The sequence below is a fragment of the Sediminibacterium soli genome, assembly GCF_009939225.1.
Lineage (GTDB): Bacteria > Bacteroidota > Bacteroidia > Chitinophagales > Chitinophagaceae > Sediminibacterium > Sediminibacterium soli.
Map to the genome: position 1 here is coordinate 691,799 of NZ_JAACJR010000008.1, position 18,088 is coordinate 709,886.

At 50.1% G+C, this 18,088-nt stretch carries 13 protein-coding genes and 1 tRNA gene; 7 read left to right on the forward strand and 7 right to left on the reverse strand.

Annotation, left to right across the window (positions count from 1 at the left end; all coding sequences use genetic code 11):
- Nucleotides 1-82: 82 nt before the first annotated feature.
- Nucleotides 83-2,620 carry a DUF5686 and carboxypeptidase-like regulatory domain-containing protein gene (locus GWC94_RS10145; protein WP_161834917.1) on the forward strand — a complete coding sequence of 846 codons (2,538 nt, stop codon included), beginning with the start codon at nt 83-85 and terminating at the stop codon, nt 2,618-2,620.
- Between the two features lie 96 nt (nt 2,621-2,716).
- Nucleotides 2,717-4,912, forward strand: a complete 2,196-nt coding sequence (locus GWC94_RS10150; protein ID WP_161834918.1) for a right-handed parallel beta-helix repeat-containing protein — start codon at nt 2,717-2,719, stop codon at nt 4,910-4,912.
- A 30-nt stretch (nt 4,913-4,942) separates the two neighbouring features.
- On the opposite strand, the gene GWC94_RS10155 is transcribed toward GWC94_RS10150, so the two are convergent.
- Nucleotides 4,943-5,740, reverse strand: coding sequence for a DUF4382 domain-containing protein (locus GWC94_RS10155; RefSeq protein ID WP_161834919.1), 798 nt, complete (start codon nt 5,738-5,740; stop codon nt 4,943-4,945).
- A gap of 114 nt (nt 5,741-5,854) precedes the next feature.
- Between GWC94_RS10155 and GWC94_RS10160 the strand changes: the two genes are divergently transcribed.
- From GWC94_RS10160 to hemN, 4 genes are all read left to right on the forward strand, one after another.
- Nucleotides 5,855-6,580, forward strand: a complete 726-nt coding sequence (locus tag GWC94_RS10160; RefSeq protein WP_161834920.1) for an ImuA family protein — start codon at nt 5,855-5,857, stop codon at nt 6,578-6,580.
- Entirely contained in the window at nt 6,580-8,079 is a 1,500-nt protein-coding gene (locus GWC94_RS10165) for a Y-family DNA polymerase (protein WP_161835800.1), read from the forward strand. Before GWC94_RS10160 ends, GWC94_RS10165 begins: the two co-directional genes overlap by 1 nt.
- A gap of 14 nt (nt 8,080-8,093) precedes the next feature.
- Nucleotides 8,094-11,288 carry an error-prone DNA polymerase gene (locus GWC94_RS10170; protein WP_161834921.1) on the forward strand — a complete coding sequence of 1,065 codons (3,195 nt, stop codon included), beginning with the start codon at nt 8,094-8,096 and terminating at the stop codon, nt 11,286-11,288.
- A gap of 260 nt (nt 11,289-11,548) precedes the next feature.
- Nucleotides 11,549-12,925 (forward strand): oxygen-independent coproporphyrinogen III oxidase, encoded by a 1,377-nt coding sequence (gene hemN / locus GWC94_RS10175; protein ID WP_161834922.1) that lies wholly within the window; start codon nt 11,549-11,551, stop codon nt 12,923-12,925.
- A 99-nt stretch (nt 12,926-13,024) separates the two neighbouring features.
- Here the strand turns inward: hemN and GWC94_RS10180 are convergent, their stop codons facing one another.
- From GWC94_RS10180 to argS, 6 genes are all read right to left on the reverse strand, one after another.
- Nucleotides 13,025-13,462, reverse strand: coding sequence for a carboxymuconolactone decarboxylase family protein (locus tag GWC94_RS10180; protein WP_161834923.1), 438 nt, complete (start codon nt 13,460-13,462; stop codon nt 13,025-13,027).
- Between the two features lie 62 nt (nt 13,463-13,524).
- Nucleotides 13,525-14,100 (reverse strand): Crp/Fnr family transcriptional regulator, encoded by a 576-nt coding sequence (locus tag GWC94_RS10185; protein WP_161834924.1) that lies wholly within the window; start codon nt 14,098-14,100, stop codon nt 13,525-13,527.
- 148 nt (nt 14,101-14,248) lie between these two features.
- The gene (locus GWC94_RS10190; RefSeq protein WP_161834925.1) at nt 14,249-14,818 is read right to left on the reverse strand and encodes a hypothetical protein; all 570 of its coding nucleotides are present in this window, start codon (nt 14,816-14,818) and stop codon (nt 14,249-14,251) included.
- A gap of 235 nt (nt 14,819-15,053) precedes the next feature.
- Nucleotides 15,054-15,137: transfer RNA gene (locus tag GWC94_RS10195), tRNA-Leu, on the reverse strand.
- A 50-nt stretch (nt 15,138-15,187) separates the two neighbouring features.
- Nucleotides 15,188-15,631 carry a VOC family protein gene (locus GWC94_RS10200; RefSeq protein ID WP_161834926.1) on the reverse strand — a complete coding sequence of 148 codons (444 nt, stop codon included), beginning with the start codon at nt 15,629-15,631 and terminating at the stop codon, nt 15,188-15,190.
- Between the two features lie 66 nt (nt 15,632-15,697).
- The gene (argS, locus tag GWC94_RS10205; RefSeq protein WP_161834927.1) at nt 15,698-17,473 is read right to left on the reverse strand and encodes an arginine--tRNA ligase; all 1,776 of its coding nucleotides are present in this window, start codon (nt 17,471-17,473) and stop codon (nt 15,698-15,700) included.
- A 55-nt stretch (nt 17,474-17,528) separates the two neighbouring features.
- On the opposite strand from argS, the gene GWC94_RS10210 reads away from it, so the two are divergent.
- Entirely contained in the window at nt 17,529-18,053 is a 525-nt protein-coding gene (locus tag GWC94_RS10210) for a GtrA family protein (protein ID WP_161834928.1), read from the forward strand.
- Nucleotides 18,054-18,088 lie beyond the last annotated feature (35 nt).

Here is an 18,088-nt window from a genome sequence, read left to right on the forward strand (position 1 = left end):
TCAGTTTTCCGGCGCCTGGTCCTGCTAAAAATCCAATCCTGGCTAATCCTAAGTTTTCGTAACCCCCCAGGAAATCATACGTGTGAATAGATCTGTAACCAGGTACGTATTGTTGGTGCTGTGTATGGCGCTGTGTGGCATCGGTATATCGCAGTCTTCCCAGGTGCGCGGCCGGATCCTCAACCATTTTACCAAAGAAACCGTTCCCTTTGCAAGCGTTTACTGGAAAAGAGCCGGCTTTGGCGGAGTATCCGACAGCCTGGGTAATTTTCTGCTGCGCAGCAGCCACCACCAGGTAGACACCCTGGTTGTAAGCTATGTGGGTTTTTCCGATGTGATGCGCCGGATCACGCGGGGAAAAGACACCGCGGAGCTGACGATGATGCTGGACCAGGTAAAACAAAGCAACGAGGCGGTTGTTAAATCCAAATTCAACAAAGGACTGCGCTGGTGGAAATACATCGTAAACCACAAACCGCAGAACGATCCCTACCGGCACGACAGTTATTCTTACGAGCTGTACAACAAAATAGAGATCGATATCAACAATATCAAACGCGATTATTTTGAAAACAAAAAACTTTTCAAACCTTTTGCGTTCATACTGGATAATATCGACAGCGTTTCCGAGAAAGCGCCGTTCCTGCCCGTATACCTTACCGAATCGCTCTCGGATTACTACTACGCAACCAACCCCTACAAAGTGCGGGAAGAGATCAAAGCCGCCAAGATCAGGGGTGTGAAAAATGAAAGCATCCTGCAGTTCATCGGCGGCATGGGACAGCGGGTGAACATGTACCAGGACTATATCAACATCTTCGGCAAAGAATTCATCAGTCCGCTGAGCGCCGTAGGCGATAAATACTATAACTACCGCGGCGCCGATACACAGGTGATCGGCGGTGAAAAATATTTTCACCTCTATTTCACACCCAAAAGCGCCGGTGAGAATTCCTTCAGCGGCGATTGCTGGATCCATGGCCGCAACTGGGGCATCCGCCGCATCAGCCTCAATATTTCCACCAGTGCCAATATCAACTATGTGAACCGCCTGAGCATTTTGCAGGAATTCAACCTGCAGTCAGACAGCTCCTGGATGTTTGGCAAGGACAAATTCATCATCGATTTCTCCCCGCTGGGTAAGGAAAAGACATCGTTTATCGCGCGCAAATCGAGTACCTATAAAGATATCCGGATCAACGATACCGCCATCCTGTCAAAACTGGCGCTGAATGCCGAAAAAGAGGAAGTGGTGGTAGCGGAAGGAGCACGCCTGAAGACCGATGATTTCTGGACCGATAACCGGCACGAAACACTCAGCACCAACGAACGCAAAGTGTACTGGATGATGGATACCCTGAGATCCATGCCCGTTTTTAAAAAGTACATGGATATTCTCACTTTTATCGTAGACGGACACAAAAAACTGGGCGCCGTGGAAATAGGCCCCTGGTACAAATGGATCAGCGGCAACCAGCTGGAGAAAGTAAGGGTAAGGTTTGACCTTGGCACTACGGAACAATTCAGCAAATACCTGCGCCTGCACGGCTACCTGGCCTATGGCTTTAAAGACGGAGAGTTCAAAGGAAGGTTTGATATGAACTACCGTGTTCCCGGCGACAGGGGGCTGAGCATCTTTGCCTCCTACACACACGACCTCGACAATGGCCGCGCGCGCTACAACGACGAAGACATCACCACCGATAATGTATTCAGTCAGCTGATCAGGCGGCCGAATATCCGCCAGAAATTCCTTGGCGTGGATGAAATGAAATTCATGATCACCAAAGAATGGAAAAACAAGTTCTCCGTTCAGCCTTTTGTGTTACGTACAAAATACGATACCCATACCCCCCTGCTGCCGCGCAGGCAACTTGTAACACATGCACTGCAGGATGAGATCATCAGCACCGAATTCGGTCTTAAGCTACGGTATGCGCCGGGCGAAAAATCCATCACCACGCACCGCAAGGAAAGAAAGCTGAAAACCAACCACCCGGTGTACGAACTCAGAACCGTACTCGGTGTGCCTGGTGCATGGTCTTCGAATTACCGCTACGAACGTGTTGCGGCAAATATTACGCATAGCTTCCGCATACCCAGGTGGGGAAAGGTCAATTACATGGCGTATGCGGGTAAAGTGTATTCGCAGGAGTCGCTGCCGTTTATGCTGCTGGAAATACATCCCGGCAACGAGATCTATTACTACAACAGACAATCGTTTAACCTGATGAACCGTTTCGAGTACGTCAGCGATCAGTATGCCGGTATCAATATTGAGCATAACCTGGAAAAAAAATTCATTAACCTGCTTCCGTTCATGCGCAAAAGCAATATGCGCCAGTTCTGGAACCTGAAAGCCGTGTGGGGCGATCTTTCCGACGGTAACCGAAAACTCAATATCCAGGATTACTACTATGAATACCGCATGCGCTCTCTGAGAGGCGGTGTATATACCGAACTGGGAACCGGTTTCGAAAATATCTTCAAACTGCTCCGCATCGATCTTGTGTGGCGCTATGCACCCATGCGCAATATTCCTGCAGGACTGCCCCCTTCTCTTTTCAAATCAAAGACCAATGATTTTGGCGTGTTCGGAAGCGTTAGGTTCCAGTTTTAACCGGGCCTCATGCAGTTTGTTAAACAGGGCAAATGAATCATTGTCTTCGTTTCACCGCTCCGTTTCGCAACAGCTGCTTAGTGCTTATCTTTAAGCATGCAAAGAATACTATCCTGTATCTGGCTGCTGTTGTTTGCCGCGGGTGCCGGTACCGCCGGGGCAGCAGATATACGTTTACAACCCGGCATGGTGATCAGGCAATCGGGCAGGGTTGTGCAGGACAGTTACCATCTCAATGCCGACAGCTCGCTTCGCACGGCTTTGATCGAAATTGAAGGACAGGATATCGTGATCGATTTCAACAACGCGGTGCTCCAGGGCTCGGGCGACCGGTGGCGGCCCGATGCATTTTACGGGCTGGCTGTGCGTATCAGGAAGGGATCAAAGAACATCACTGTCAGGAATGCGCGTATCCATGGGTATAAGATCGCCATCCTTGCAGACAGCGTACAGGGACTGGTGATCGATCACTGCGACCTGAGTTATAACTGGCGCCAGGAATTGAAAAGCAACCGCGAACGGGAAGACATCAGCGACTGGATGAGCTACCATAAAAATGAGCAGGATGAGTGGATGCGCTACGGTGCTGCGCTGTACCTCAGGCACACAAACAAAGCCGTAGTATCCAACAATACCGTAACCGGCGGGCAATGCGCGCTGATGATGACGGATTGCGGGAACGCAGAAGTATACGACAACGATTTTTCATTTAACTCGGGTATCGGCATCGGTTTATACAGGAGCAGCGGGAACAGGATCTACCACAACCGGCTCGACTTCAATGTACGCGGTTACAGTCATGGCAAATACCAGCGGGGACAAGACAGCGCCGCCATACTCGTATTTGAGCAATGCAACAACAATGTGTTTGCATTCAATACCGCAACACACAGCGGCGACGGTTTCTTTTTATGGGCGGGTCAGACAACAATGGACAAAGGCACAGGCGGCTGTAACGATAATTTTATTTACGGCAATGATTTTTCGTTTGCCCCCACCAACGGCATCGAAGTTACCTTCAGCCGCAACCTGATCATGAAAAACAGGATACGGAATTGCGATCATGGAATATGGGGCGGATACAGTTTTGATACGGATATCACTGACAACAGTTTTGAAAACAACCGCATCGGCATCGCCATCGAACACGGACAGGGTATCAACATTGCATTGAATGGTTTTAACGGAGATAAAACGGGTATCAAGCTCTGGTCGAGGGAAAAACAGCCGGCCCACTGGGCCTATGCCAGGCTGCACAATACCGAAAGCAGGAATTACTGGATTGCCGCCAACCGTTTTACCAATAACCCCGTTGCGATCGATATCATGGGCACCGATACGGTGGTGCTGCAGGGTAATACCAAACTGAATGTATCTCAAAACCTGGTGGTGGGCGACCGCGCGGAAGACATCGATACCTCGCGCGATGAGGAAATGCTGGATATCGAATACCAGAAAGACGAGCGGCTGCAAACGATCAAAGCCACAGAACTGCCCGCCGCTGTATTGCCTTCGGGTAAAGAACAGATACGCATCACGCCCTGGGGGCCCTATGATTTCCGTTACCCGCTGCTCTGGCTGAAAAACATCGACAGTACCGGCACCTATCATTTCGAGGTATTGGGTGCAAAAGGCAGCTGGGAGATTGCTTCGACAAAAGGTTTCAGCATACAGAGAACGGGAGAAAAAACATTTCCTTCCGGCCTCAGCGCAAAACCGGATTCGGCCCTGGTGAACAGAAGTATCGATCTGCGGTATACAGGGCCCGGCTTTACGGATGCATACGGCCGGCGGCATGACAGCGGCGAAGCCCATGTTTTTTCGTACACCGAATTTGATCCCCATCCGCAATGGAATATCGCCTGGTACAAATGGGATGCAGCATACGACCCGGCAAAAGGATACGATCGTTTTCAGCAGGTAACGGCAACCGAACCGTTTACGACATCGGTTGCAGCAAAACTGGATTATACCTGGTGGGGAGCGGTTTCAAAAGGATTACCTGCCGACTCCTTCGCTACCGTAGCGGCCACTACGGTGTTCCTGCCCGGGGATCTGTACGAAGTGGCGGTTACCGCTGATGACTACGTTAAGGTTTTTATAGACGGGAAAGAAGTGATCGACGCCTGGGATGCGAAATACACACTGCGTGACGAAGACACGCACCACCGCATACAACTGCGGTTACCCGAAGGCGATCATACGATCCGGGTGATACACGCGGAAGACAAAGGACTTGCCACACTGATGTTCTATATACGGCCGGTAAACGATAAGAAGAAGCCCCGGTAAACAGTTACCGGAACTTCTTCTGCATTGCATTTATCGTAAAGTAACAGAACCCACATCGGTTACAGCGCCGTTGGTAACAACCACATTGCTGATGGTTGTATCGCGGTACGAACCTGCTGTAGCTCGGAAACCAAGTTTATAGGTGGCAGCCGGAAGTCCGCGCAACAGGAATGCACCGGTAGCCGCATCGGCAGGCGTTGATGAAATGGTATCTGCTGCATTCTGGATGGCAAACACCCATCCTTTTGCGGCAACAGGAAGCGTAAATCCTTTAATGCCGCCAGAGGTAGCCACGGTAAACGGACGTATCACGGGTTTCAGGATATAAGACCCCGAACCGGTTTGTACGATGGAACGGGCAGCATCAAAATCGATCCATATCTTATAGTCAACACCTGCAATAAGCGTTGCGTTGATATTGAGTTTAAGACCGGATTGCTGGGCAGAAGGCGTGGTCAGCGGGTAAGCAACACCGTTTATCACCACGCTGTTGTTAGTACCCAGTACCAGGCGAAGCTGGCCGACATTGCCGGCGGGCAGGGTAATAGAACCCAACAGGGTATCGATGCCATTTTTAAAATCGAGCAGGTTATAGATGCCCGCACGGCCGAGCTTGAGGGTTTGCCAGCCATCTTCCGAAGCATCTGATGATACTTTCACCTGTACGGATTGAATATCCAGGTATACACGGTCGTAGGCGGCGGGACCGTCAACAAGGTATACTTTCATAGAAGCGGTACCACCAGCCGCACCGGAATTCTCGTTCTTGCTGCATGACCATAACAATACAGACAGGAAACCTGTGAGCACAAAAGCGATCTTTTTCATTTTTCATACGTTTAGACCCCATCCTATCAAAAAATCATGCCGAAACCCGTATATATTGGATTGTTTTTAAAAATACTAAATTTTTTAGTATTTTTACCTGACTGAATCCATTCTATGCAGGTTGCCCAGACAGATATAATCGCCAGGCTGCGAAAAGATATTCTTATCCGTGAGGGTCTGAAAATAAATGCAGCTGCCGCCCTGCCGGATATCGGCCTGGGATCTATGAACCAGGCTTTCCCCGATAAAACCTTCCCTACGGGTTGCATACATGAATGTATTTGTGACGACCGGTCGGGTAAAACAGCCACTGCCGGGTTTATTGCGGGCATTGTATCGGTACTGATGAAAGAAGGAAGTGTATCGGTATGGATAGGACCGGCCAATACCATCTTTCCGCCCGCACTGGCTGCATTTGGCATAGACCCCTGCAAAATCGTTTTTGTTGAACTGCACCGGGAAAAAGACAGGCTCTGGGCCATGGAAGAAGCGCTTGCCTGCGAAGGCCTGTCCGCAGTGGTCGGCGAGATCGCGCAGCTCGATTTCACCGCTTCCCGGAGATTGCAGCTGGCCGTGGAAAAATCGCATGTAACCGGTTTTGTGATCCGGCAAACAGAACGGTTACAGACCACCGCCTGTGTTGCGCGATGGAAGATCCGCTCCGCTGGCAGCAGTTTACCGGAGGGTATGCCTGGCCTGGGTTTTCCGCGCTGGCAGGTTGACCTGCTCAGGATACGCAATGGCCGCCCCGGCTCCTGGCAGTTTGAATGGAACCGGCAGCATTTTATGGAGCAGAAACCATCCTCTTCTGCCATCTATGCCCGAAAAAAGATCGTGTGATGCAGAAACGGTACGTAACAATATGGTTCCCTTACCTGAAAACCGATTGGGTTGTTCTCCGCAACAAAACATTAGCAGAAAAAAATTTTGTGCTTACCGTTAACGACCATGGGCGTAAACTGATCACGGCGGTAAGTCCGGCAGCGCACAGGCAGGGCATATATCCCGGTATGGTGGCAGCCGATGCCTGCGCCTTGTTCCGCGATCTGCTGATCAGGGAGGATGCGCCCGCCGAAGCGGCCAAACTGTTATCCCGTCTTGCAGAATGGTGCATCCGTTTCACACCCTCGGTTACCATCGACGGACAGGACGGGCTGCTGCTCGATGCAACGGGTTGTACCCATCTGTGGGGCGGAGAAGAAAATTATATCGATACATTACAGCAGCGACTGGCAGGTTTCGGTTTACATACCCGCATAAGCATGGCAGATACGATAGGCGCCGCATGGGCGTTAAGCCGGTTTACAACAACACGATCGGTGCTTCCCGGTCAGCAGGTTGAGACGCTCCTGCCCCTGCCGCCGGCCGCTTTGCGTTTGGATACCGTTGTTGTGGAACGACTGGAAAAACTGGGATTACGCAGCATCGGTCATTTTATACATATGCCCCGTTCCGTGCTGCTGCGCAGGTTTGGAAAAGACTGTGTTCAGAAAATCCGGTTCGCACTGGGAGAAGAAGAAGAAATACATGAACCCATTCACCCGCTGCAGCTTTACCAGGAACGGCTGCCCTGTCTCGAACCCATTTTTACACCCGCAGGTATCGATATCGCATTGAGAAAACTGCTCGGTATGCTCTGCGACCGTTTACGCAGCGAAGGCAGGGGATTGCGTACCGCCGTCTTTACAGGTTACCGCATAGACGGCAAAACCGTATCGATCACGATCGGTGCCGGCAGGGCTTTGCATAATGAGATCCACCTGCACAAACTTTTTCTGCTGAAGTTCGGAGCGTTTGAACCGGGACCGGGTATCGAACTGTTTACCCTCGATGCAACAAAAACAGATGAGATCACCATTTCACAGCTACAGTTGTGGGGCGCCGGGGCAGGTTTGCATAATACCGCTTTATCAGAATTACTCGACCGCATGAACAACCGTTTTGGTGAAGGACATATTCACCGTTACCTGCCCGATGAACACCACTGGCCCGAACGCTCGGTAAAAAAAAGTTCATCGCTGCTTGAAAAAACCGCTACCGGCTGGCGGCCGGGCAGGCCAAGACCCCTGCACCTGCTGCCCGTACCTGAACGCATAGAGGTAGCTGCACCCATTCCCGATTACCCGCCCATGCATTTCAGACACAAAGGAGTTTTACACAAAACGATGAAAGCAGACGGTCCCGAACGTATTGAACAGGAATGGTGGCTGCAAACAGGACTGCACCGCGATTACTATTGTGTGGAAGACGAAACGGGTAACCGTTTCTGGCTGTTCCGTCTCGGGCATTACGATGAAGAACAACCGCCAGGCTGGTTTCTGCACGGATATTTTGTGTGATGGAAACGAACGATATGGCATATACAGAACTACAGGTAACCAGTAATTTTTCTTTTCTCCGCGGAGCATCGCACCCCCATGAACTGGTGGAACAGGCGGCCGCCCTGGGTTATACCGCGCTGGCCATAACGGACCGCAATACACTGGCAGGTATCGTTCGGGCGCATGTGGCTGCCCAAAAAAACCAGATCAGGCTGATCGTAGGCTGCAGGCTCGATCTGCAGGATGGCCCCTCCCTTCTCGCCTATCCCACCAACCGGAAAGCATATGCCGCTTTGTGTACGCTGTTGTCAACCGGAAATCTTCGCACGGAAAAAGGAAAATGTATTTTATACAGGACCGATGTATATGCCTGTGCAGACGGTATGAAGCTGATCGTGCTGCCTCCGGCAGAACTCAACGCATCATTCGGTTTTAACGACGACTTTACAGAAGCACTGGCCGAATACCGCCGGCAATTCGGAAACGGCCTGTACATAGCCGCAACACGCTGTTACCAGGGCGATGACATGAAATACCTTTACCAGGCACACCGGCTTTCGCAGCAATATAAAGTGCCGATGGTGGTTACGAATGATGTACACTACCACTCGCACGAACGGCGCGAACTGCAGGACATCATCACCTGCGTTCGTGAAAAATGCACGATACACAACGCCGGTTACAAACTGCATCCCAACGCCGAACGCTTCCTGAAAGAGGAAAAAGAAATGCGGCGTCTGTTCCGGAAATATCCCGAAGCCATAGACCGCACAAAAGAGATCGCAGATGCCTGCCGCTTTTCGCTTGAAGAATTGGCGTATGAATTTCCCGACGAGATCATACCCGACGGACGCAACCCGCAGGAGCAGCTGGCTGCATTGACATGGGAAGGCGCAAGAGAAAAATACAACAATGCCATTCCGAAAAAAATCATCGACAATATTGAATACGAACTGGCATTCATTGAAAAAATGGAGTATGCTCCTTTTTTTCTGGTAGTGGAAGATACCGTACGCGAGGCCAGAAGAAGAAAGATACTCTGCCAGGGACGGGGCTCTGCAGCCAACTCAACGGTTTGCTATTGTTTGGGCATCACCGCGGTGGATCCAACCAAACACGACCTGCTGTTTGAACGTTTTATTTCGGATGCAAGGAATGAACCGCCTGATATCGATGTGGATTTTGAACACGAACGCCGCGAAGAGATCATCCAGTATGTATACCAGAAATATGGCCGCGACCGCGCAGGCATCGTAGCCACCGTAACCCAGCTGCACCAGAAAGGTGCGATACGCGATGTAGGCAAAGCCATGGGATTGTCTGTTGATACCATCAGCGCACTGTCGGGCACTGCATGGGAGTTCACCGACGAATGGCTGGCAGACCGTTCCGTAAAAGACACGGGGCTGAACCTGGCAGACAAACACCTGCAGAAAGTGCTGCAGCTCACAGCCCAGCTTATTTCTTTCCCCCGGCAGCTGGGGCAGCATACTGGAGGTTTTGTGATCACACGTGGCAAGCTGCATGAATTGTGTCCCATACTCAATGCCCGCATGCAGGACAGGACCTGTATCGAATGGAACAAAGACGATATCGATGCATTGCGTTTTCTCAAGGTGGATATACTGGCGCTGGGTATGCTTACCTGTGTGCGTAAGGCATACGACCTCGCAAAAAACCATTATGGCCTGGATCTTACGCTCGACAATATTCCGCAGGAAGACCCCGAAGTGTATAAAATGATTTCCCGGGCAGATACGATCGGTGTTTTTCAGATCGAAAGCCGTGCGCAGCAATCGATGCTGCCCAGACTAAAACCCAAAGAATTTTACGACCTGGTCATAGAAGTGGCCATCGTAAGACCCGGGCCGATACAGGGAGATATGGTGCATCCTTACCTGCGCAGACGCAACGGGCAGGAAAAAGTGGACTATCCTTCTCCTGAACTGGAAGACATACTGAAACGCACCATGGGCGTGCCATTGTTCCAGGAACAGGCAATGAAGATCGCCATTGTTGCCGCAGGCTTTACCCCGGCAGAAGCAGACGAATTAAGAAGGGCCATGGCCACATTCAAGGCCCAGGGACAGGTAACAAAATTTGAGCGGAAACTGGTCAAAGGCATGCTAGCAAAAAACTATACGGAAGAATATGCGCGCCGTATATTTCAGCAGCTGAAAGGTTTTGGCTCGTACGGATTCCCTGAGAGCCATGCGGCAAGTTTTGCCCTGCTTGTATACATCTCTTCCTGGCTCAAATGTTTTTATCCCGATGTATTTGCCTGTTCCCTGCTGAACAGCTGGCCGATGGGTTTTTACCAGCCCGCACAGCTCATTATCGATGCGCAGAAACATGGTGTGCAGGTAAGACCGGTTGACATCAACCATTCTTTCTGGGACAATACGCTGGAAGAAAAAGCAGGCACGCATTGCGCTTTGCGGCTGGGGTTCCGGCAGGTAAAAGGCATACATGAAGAAGATGTAAACAGGTTGCTTGCCGGCCGTAGCTATCCGTATGCCGGTATCAACAGCCTGCGTGAAGCAGGGTTATCTGATAAAACGCTTCACAAACTGGCCGATGCCGATGCATTCCGTTCCATGGGTATCGACCGCCGCCAGGCTTTGTGGGAAATATCCGTGCAGGACAGACCCATCGCCCTGTATGCCGGTCAGACAAACGACCCGGAAAACGAAAAAAAAGTTTCTTTACCGGCCATGTTATTTTCCGAACATGTGATACAGGATTATGCGGCAACGGGTTTTTCTGTAAAAGCGCACCCGGTAAGTTTTTTACGGCAAACCCTTACACAATTGCATACCCTGTCCTGCGCACAGTTAACCACCGCAAAAGACGGGGATTATGTAAAGATCGCCGGACTGGTACTGGTAAGACAAAGACCCGGCACGGCAAAAGGCGTTGTATTCATGACCATTGAAGACGAAACCGGCAACGCGAATGCGGTGATATGGGAATCCGTTTTTGAAAAATTCCGGAAAGAAATACTCGGCGCCAAACTCATCCTGTTAGAGGGGAAATTACAGGTGGAAGGCGAGGTCATACACCTGGTGCTGCACAAATGCTATAATATCTCCCGCCTGTTGCGGAAACTGACGCCCTCCGGAAATGCGGAACTGACACAGCAGCCTGTCTCTTACATGCAGCCACAGACAGCCACAGAGCAGCCCCCTGCAAAAAATGTGTTTCACGGCGGAAGAAATTTCAAATAATACGGCAGACAAAACTGTAACTATTTCTGCCGGCAGCGTTTACCCATAGTACGGGCATCCTTTGCTCGATAGTTAGTAAAACCCGGGGGCAGTGTCTACTGCTCCTTTTGTATAACCGGGTGATGGTAATGGTAAAAAAAAAAACAATTATCCGGTACGATACAAACGCCGTACCTGCCCTGTTCCAACATTGATCTTCATCAGGCCGGCGCTTGTCGGGGGTCATATCCCATGCGCCGGGCGCTGTCTATTTTCGTTTCATGAATCATACCCCGCCGCCCGAACTCATCCACAAATACAACCGGCCCGTACCGCGGTATACCAGCTATCCCACGGTTCCTTTCTGGAAGAACGATCTTCCGGAGAATGCCTGGCAGGCGCGTTTTGTAAACCGGTTCGGGGAAGCCAATACCACCCATGGCCTCAGCCTGTATATTCATCTCCCGTTTTGCGAATCGTTATGTACCTACTGCGGATGCAATAAGAAGATCACCCGCAACCACGAGGTTGAGCCGGTTTATATAGCTGCGGTAAAAAAAGAATGGCAGATGTACCGGGGGCTGATGAACCAGGCGCCAAAGATCAGGAGTATACACCTGGGTGGTGGTACGCCTACTTTTTTTTCGCCCGGGCACCTGGAAGAACTGATCAGTTTTATCATGGAAGACAGCCTGGTTGCCGCCGACCACCAGTTCAGCGTGGAAGGCCACCCGAACAATACCACCGAAACGCACCTGTCTGTACTGGCCAGGCTGGGATTTACCCGCGTCAGCTACGGTGTTCAGGACAACGATCCCGAAGTACAGCATATCATCAACCGCATCCAGCCGCTTGCCAATGTTGCGGCGGCTACCGCCCATGCTCGCAGCAACGGGTTTTCATCGGTAAATTTCGACCTGATCTATGGGTTGCCGAAACAGACACTGCAGAGTATGGAAAAAACCATGAACCAGGTGATCTCGCTGCGCCCGGACCGCATCGCTTTTTACAGTTATGCGCATGTGCCATGGACCAGCAGGGGCCAGCGCTTGTTTGACCAGTCGGACCTGCCCGGCGCTGAAGAAAAAACGGCGCTGTATGCCAAAGGCAAAGAAGTGCTGCTGGCCGGCGGATATGCCGATATCGGTATGGACCATTTTGCCCTGCCATCGGACGAACTCTTCAAAGCACGCCAGGAAGGAAGGCTGCACCGCAATTTTATGGGATATACCGACCAGACACCCGGTCTGTTGCTGGGCCTGGGCGTATCCAGTATCAGCGACAGCGGCGATGCGTTTGCGCAGAACCATAAAACGCTACATGATTACTACGAAGCCATAGCCCGGGAGCGCTTCCCTTTTGCAAAAGGATACCTGCTGACAGAAGAAGACCACTGTTTCCGGAACAACATACTGGATATTATCTGCAAAGGCCGCACAGGTTTTCTGCCATCGCAATACACCAACCTGCAGCAGTACAGTTTTCCGGCACTGGCCGAACTTGAACAGGATGGGTTGGTCAAATGGAACGATACAGGACTAAGTGTTACCGAAGCGGGTCATTATTTCCTGCGCAATATCTGCGCTGCCTTTGATATGCACCTGCAACGGTCAGGGCAAGACGGACAAACACAGCCACAGTTCAGCAAAGCGATCTGAGGATACTATTGCCGGGATTACACAGATGGGCATCCGTGCAATCCCTGGCGATTAAGCTTAGTTGGCGGGTATGGCATAAAGCGCTCCTGCCGGCGGTCTTTATTTTACTGTCAGACTTGTGCTGATGGCAATCCGGTTCCAGCCATTAATGGTTACCACAGCCATAATGATCTGCGCGAGATAGCTTTCATCAAATAATTTTTCAGCCTTCCTGTATGTTTCTTCGCTCAACCCCTGCCGGCTGATCAGCGTAACCTCCTCGGTTATCGCCAGAATGGTGCGCTCTTCCTCTGTAAACAGTTCCGTTTCCCGCCAGGCGTTGAGTAAAAAAATCCGTTGCGAAGTTTCACCCTGTTTCAGGGCGTCCGATGTGTGCATATTGATGCAGAAAGCACATCCATTGATCTGAGATGCGCGGATCTTGATCAGTTCCAGATGGGTTTTAGAAAGCTGGGAATGCTGGAGGTAATTTTCCAAGGCATACATTGCCTTATACGCTTCGGGCTGCAGTTTCTGAATGTTGATTCGATTTTCCATGTTGGTTTTTTATCTGTTTCAGCAAAAGTAAAAACGCCGCCCCGGGAAAATCTTAAACTGGCTTAAGAGCGCCGCTTCTTTTTGATCTCGCTTAAATATTCGGGTGTCATATTCAGATACGATGCCAAAAGCTGCTGCGGAACCCTCCCGGCAAACTCAGGAAAGCTTTCGCTGAAATGATGGTACATCTGTTCCCTCGAAAAATCGTGAAGGTATTTTGTCCGGAGTTGCGTGGCGGCATACGCTCTTTGATAGATAAGTCTGAAATACCGCTCCAGCTGTGGGAATCGCGCGAGCAGTTTTTCCTGGCTGCCATAATCGATCTGTACAACATCTGACTTTTCAACCGCCTGGATTTCGAATGCTGTCACCGTCTGTTTCTCAAATGCCAGATAGTCTGTTATCCACCAGTTTTCAATGGCAAATTGAATCGTTTGCTCCATTCCTTTCTCGTCTATGTAAAACATTCTCAAACAGCCTTTCACGACAAAAAAATGATACCGGCATTTTGTGTTTTGTACTACCAGGCTCTCCTTTTTTGCAAAGGTGCCTGAACGGAAGAAGCTTATCATTTCTGCCTCGTCTTCTGCGTCTACAGGAATGTACTTTCTAAAATGTTTGATCAGCTTTTCAGACATATCTTTACTATTCAGCGCGGTTAGGGCAAACACTATTTTTCAAGACACTAATGGAATTGCATGCTGTATCATCTGATAAATGGTTTTGCCACAGATTACGCAGATTGGCACAGATTATCGGTGTGATTGGTTTCCATACAATGCTTTATTACTGAAATGGGTGTTTGAACTGCGGGTATTTTTTCTTCCGTTCGTTCAATTCCTGCATCCTCAGGTCATCTTCTGCCGGATCGTATACTTTATCCTTCCCAAAGAATACCCGGTTCTCATGAAAGTAGACCAGGCACCAGTTCAGCGTTTTGTCAAAGATCATGACATCACTCCCAAAGAAAATATGGTCTATATACTTGATCATCATTTTCCAGGTCATCATCATCGGAGGCTCAGCATCCATTAAAACAAACACCCAGGTAGAAAACGGGATCCCTCTGTTGAACAACCATTTCTTAAGATCCTGGTTTGATCCCGGCATGCCGTATAATTCATCATATTCTTCAACAGTTTTGAAATTCCCTTTGGCAAAAGGGTCCCAGAAACCGCCGGTGACAAGATGGGCTGCCGACGCAAATTCAAAAATATATTTTTCGGCAGCCTTATCTAAAAACACGATCTGCTCCTGGTGGGTTTCGGGAATCGCCGCAAACGCTGTTGCAGCACCGATAAAGTTCCGGTCGGGCGGTGGGATGCGGAAGTTCTGTATGTTATTGATATCTACCATCCGGTTATAGTTACCTGCAATCTAGTATCTTTTGTCAATTAAGTGTTGATTCATCACCCCCACGGTACCGTGGGGGGGCTACCTCCTCAAAGTCGGACAAATAAAAAAGGACACAATATCTGCGTCCTTTTTTGTGCGGAAGAGGAGATTCGAACTCCCATCCCCACGGTACCGTGGGGACTACCTCCTCAAAGTCGGACAAATAAAAAAAGGACACAATATCTGCGTCCTTTTGTGCGGAAGAGGAGATTCGAACTCCCACGGCTGTTACCCCGCTACCACCTCAAAGTAGTGCGTCTACCAATTTCGCCACCTCCGCGTGCGTAGGGGTGCAAAAATAAGGGAACGGGATATAATCTCAAAAATGGATTATTGCGCTTTTTCCGCACAATTGAACATCCACTGTACGCCGAACTTGTCTGTGCAGCTGCCGAAATAATCGCCCCAGAACATCTCTTCCAGCGCCTGTGTTATCTTACCGCCTTCGGAAAGTTTGGCAAACAGGTCCTGTGTTTCCTTGCGGGTATCGGGCGAGAGATTGATGGAGAGGTTATTACCCATATTCACGGTAAAGCCCATCGACTCGGGGGCATCCGTGCCCATCAGAAAATGACCGGCAAGGATGGGGAGCGCCACATGCATCACCAGGTTCTTATCGGCTTCGGCCATCGGCGGCATGCCTTCCATAGGCGGAATATCGCCCATACGCATGACACCATTACCCCAGAACTCGGTGCCAAAAACGGATTTGTAAAAATTGAATGCTTCCTCTGTATTGCGAGGGAAATTCAGGTAAGTGCTTACGCTTGCCATATGATGAAGTTTTCGTTAGAAATTTTTCTGACAGAAAGAGAATCATCAGCTGCAAATACCAGGCCATCACATGCGTTCCGGCACTGTAATACCCAACACACCCATTCCCGTACTGATTGTCTGTGAAGTTAGCCTGGCCAGTTGTAAACGCAGTGTTTTCTTTTCGTTACTTTCTGCATTCGCAATGGAATGCTCGGTATAGAATGAATTAAAGGTTTTGGCCAGGTTGAATACATAGATCGCCACTTTGGACGGATCGTGTTCGTCTGCCGCATCTCTGAGTACCACAGGGAACATCTCCAGATGGATGGCCAGCGCACGCTCCAGCGGCAGCAATCCCTCACCGGCATCCCCGATGGTATCGCATTCGGCTTTACGCAGGATACTCCGGATCCTTGCATGGGTATATTGCACAAACGGCCCGGTGAAGCCATGAAAATCGATGCTCTCTTCCGGGTTGAACACCATTTTCTTTTTGGGATCCACACGCAACAGGAAAAATTTCAGCGCGCCCAGCCCGATCGTATCATACAGACCGGTAAGTTCCATATCCGTAAAATCCCGCACCTTGCCCAATTCCTCCGTTTTCTGCTTGGCGATCGATACCATTTCATCCACCAGGTCATCCGCATCCACTACGGTTCCCTCGCGGCTTTTCATTTTACCGGTGGGCAACTCCACCATGCCATAGCTGAGGTGGTAAATGCCGTCGGCAGATGGCAGACCCAGTTTCTGACAGATCAGCTTCAATACTTTGAAATGATAGTTTTGCTCATCACCCACCACGTAAATGCTCTGGTCTGCGTGAAACTCCTGCTGTTTCTGCTCTGCCAGACCAATATCCTGTGTTATATAAACAGACGTGCCGTCTTTTCTTCTCACCAGTTTTTCATCCAGTCCATCGGCGGTAAGATCGATCCATACACTGCCATCGTCTTTCTGGTAAAACACGCCTTTTTCGAGACCCATATTCACCAGGTCTTTTCCCAGCAGGTACGTATTGCTTTCGTAATAGGTTTTGTTGAAATCGCTGCCGATGCGCTGGTAAGTGGCCTGAAACCCTTCGTATACCCAGCCGTTCATATCCCTCCACAACTGCATTACCTCGGGTTTGCCCGCTTCCCAGTCGAGCAGCATCTGCTGCGCCGCCCGCATAACCGGGGCTTCCTTCTCGGCTTCCTCGGTGGTTTTGCCGGCCGCCTTCAACGCATCCACCTGTTTTTTATACTCGTCGTTGAACCGCACATAGTAGTCGCCCACAAAATGATCGCCTTTTGTATGCGTTGTTGCCGGTGTGGTGCCGTTGGCAAACAGCTGCCAGGCGATCATGCTTTTGCAGATATGTATGCCCCTGTCGTTCACAATACAGGTTTTCACCACTTCATGCCCCGTTGCCTTCAATATTTCGGCAATGCTTCTTCCGAGAAAATTATTACGGAGATGCCCGAGGTGCAGCGGTTTATTGGTATTGGGTGAGGAATACTCCACCATCACTTTTTTCCCGGTCGGCTGTGCAATACCGTATTGCTCGTCGGCTGCATGCCGCTGTAGAAAATCGAGCCAGTATTTTTCCGTGATGACCAGGTTCAGGAATCCTTTGATCAGGTTAAAGCCGCTGAACAGCGCGGGGTTCTTTTCCAACAGTTCCGTACCAAGTTGCTGGCCAAGCGCGTCGGGCGACAGCTTCAGCTGCTTTACCAGTGCAAACAATACCACGGTGTAATCGCCTTCGAATTCGGGTTTGGTGGCATTTACGAGTATTTCGGAGGGGAACAGGTCCAATCCGTACAAATCCTTGATTGCCTGTGAAGTAGCCTGTTTGACCTGTGCAACAACGCTCATTATTAACATTTTCGGCTGGCAAAAATAGCTAATTACGACTACCTTCGCAACGCAAATGCGCAAGCTGCATGAATCCATACAAAAACTGATCCTGGGCGTGATAGATATGTTCTATCCCCTGTTCAGCAAATTCATGCCGCAGCAAACCTTCCGGTATGCAGCCTGTGGCGGCGGTAATACGATGCTTGATATCACCCTGTTTTTTATCTCGTACAATTTTATCCTGCAGAAACAGCCGGTGCATCTTCCGTTTCTTACCATCGGCGCGCATATCGCCGCGTTCCTGATCGGTTTTGCAGTCACTTTTCCCGTGGGTTTTTACCTGAGCCGTTACGTGGTATTCCAGGAAACAACGGCCGGCAAGCGCGAGCAGCTGACAAAATATTTTACCGTGGTGCTGGGTTGCCTGTTATTAAACTATGTATTCCTGAAACTGTTCGTGGATTTTTTCCACTGGTACCCCACCCCTTCCAAAATTGCCACCACCTTGTTCGTGGTAACCTTCAGCTATCTCTCCCAGAAAAACTATACGTTCAAACCGGCTGTCAGCCTGGTGGATCCGGTGGAAGAAACGCGGTAGCGGATCACGCCCAGCCCGAATTGCGGTTACCGATT

Bases quoted from the DNA above. Each gene is read 5' to 3' on its own strand.
- GWC94_RS10150 (WP_161834918.1), top strand. From the start codon at position 2,717: ATGCAAAGAATACTATCCTGTATCTGGCTGCTGTTGTTTGCCGCGGGT.
- GWC94_RS10155 (WP_161834919.1), bottom strand. From the start codon at position 5,740: ATGAAAAAGATCGCTTTTGTGCTCACAGGTTTCCTGTCTGTATTGTTA.
- GWC94_RS10160 (WP_161834920.1), top strand. From the start codon at position 5,855: ATGCAGGTTGCCCAGACAGATATAATCGCCAGGCTGCGAAAAGATATT.
- GWC94_RS10165 (WP_161835800.1), top strand. From the start codon at position 6,580: ATGCAGAAACGGTACGTAACAATATGGTTCCCTTACCTGAAAACCGAT.
- GWC94_RS10170 (WP_161834921.1), top strand. From the start codon at position 8,094: ATGGCATATACAGAACTACAGGTAACCAGTAATTTTTCTTTTCTCCGC.
- hemN (WP_161834922.1), top strand. From the start codon at position 11,549: ATGAATCATACCCCGCCGCCCGAACTCATCCACAAATACAACCGGCCC.
- GWC94_RS10180 (WP_161834923.1), bottom strand. From the start codon at position 13,462: ATGGAAAATCGAATCAACATTCAGAAACTGCAGCCCGAAGCGTATAAG.
- GWC94_RS10185 (WP_161834924.1), bottom strand. From the start codon at position 14,100: ATGTCTGAAAAGCTGATCAAACATTTTAGAAAGTACATTCCTGTAGAC.
- GWC94_RS10190 (WP_161834925.1), bottom strand. From the start codon at position 14,818: ATGGTAGATATCAATAACATACAGAACTTCCGCATCCCACCGCCCGAC.
- GWC94_RS10200 (WP_161834926.1), bottom strand. From the start codon at position 15,631: ATGGCAAGCGTAAGCACTTACCTGAATTTCCCTCGCAATACAGAGGAA.
- argS (WP_161834927.1), bottom strand. From the start codon at position 17,473: ATGAGCGTTGTTGCACAGGTCAAACAGGCTACTTCACAGGCAATCAAG.
- GWC94_RS10210 (WP_161834928.1), top strand. From the start codon at position 17,529: ATGCGCAAGCTGCATGAATCCATACAAAAACTGATCCTGGGCGTGATA.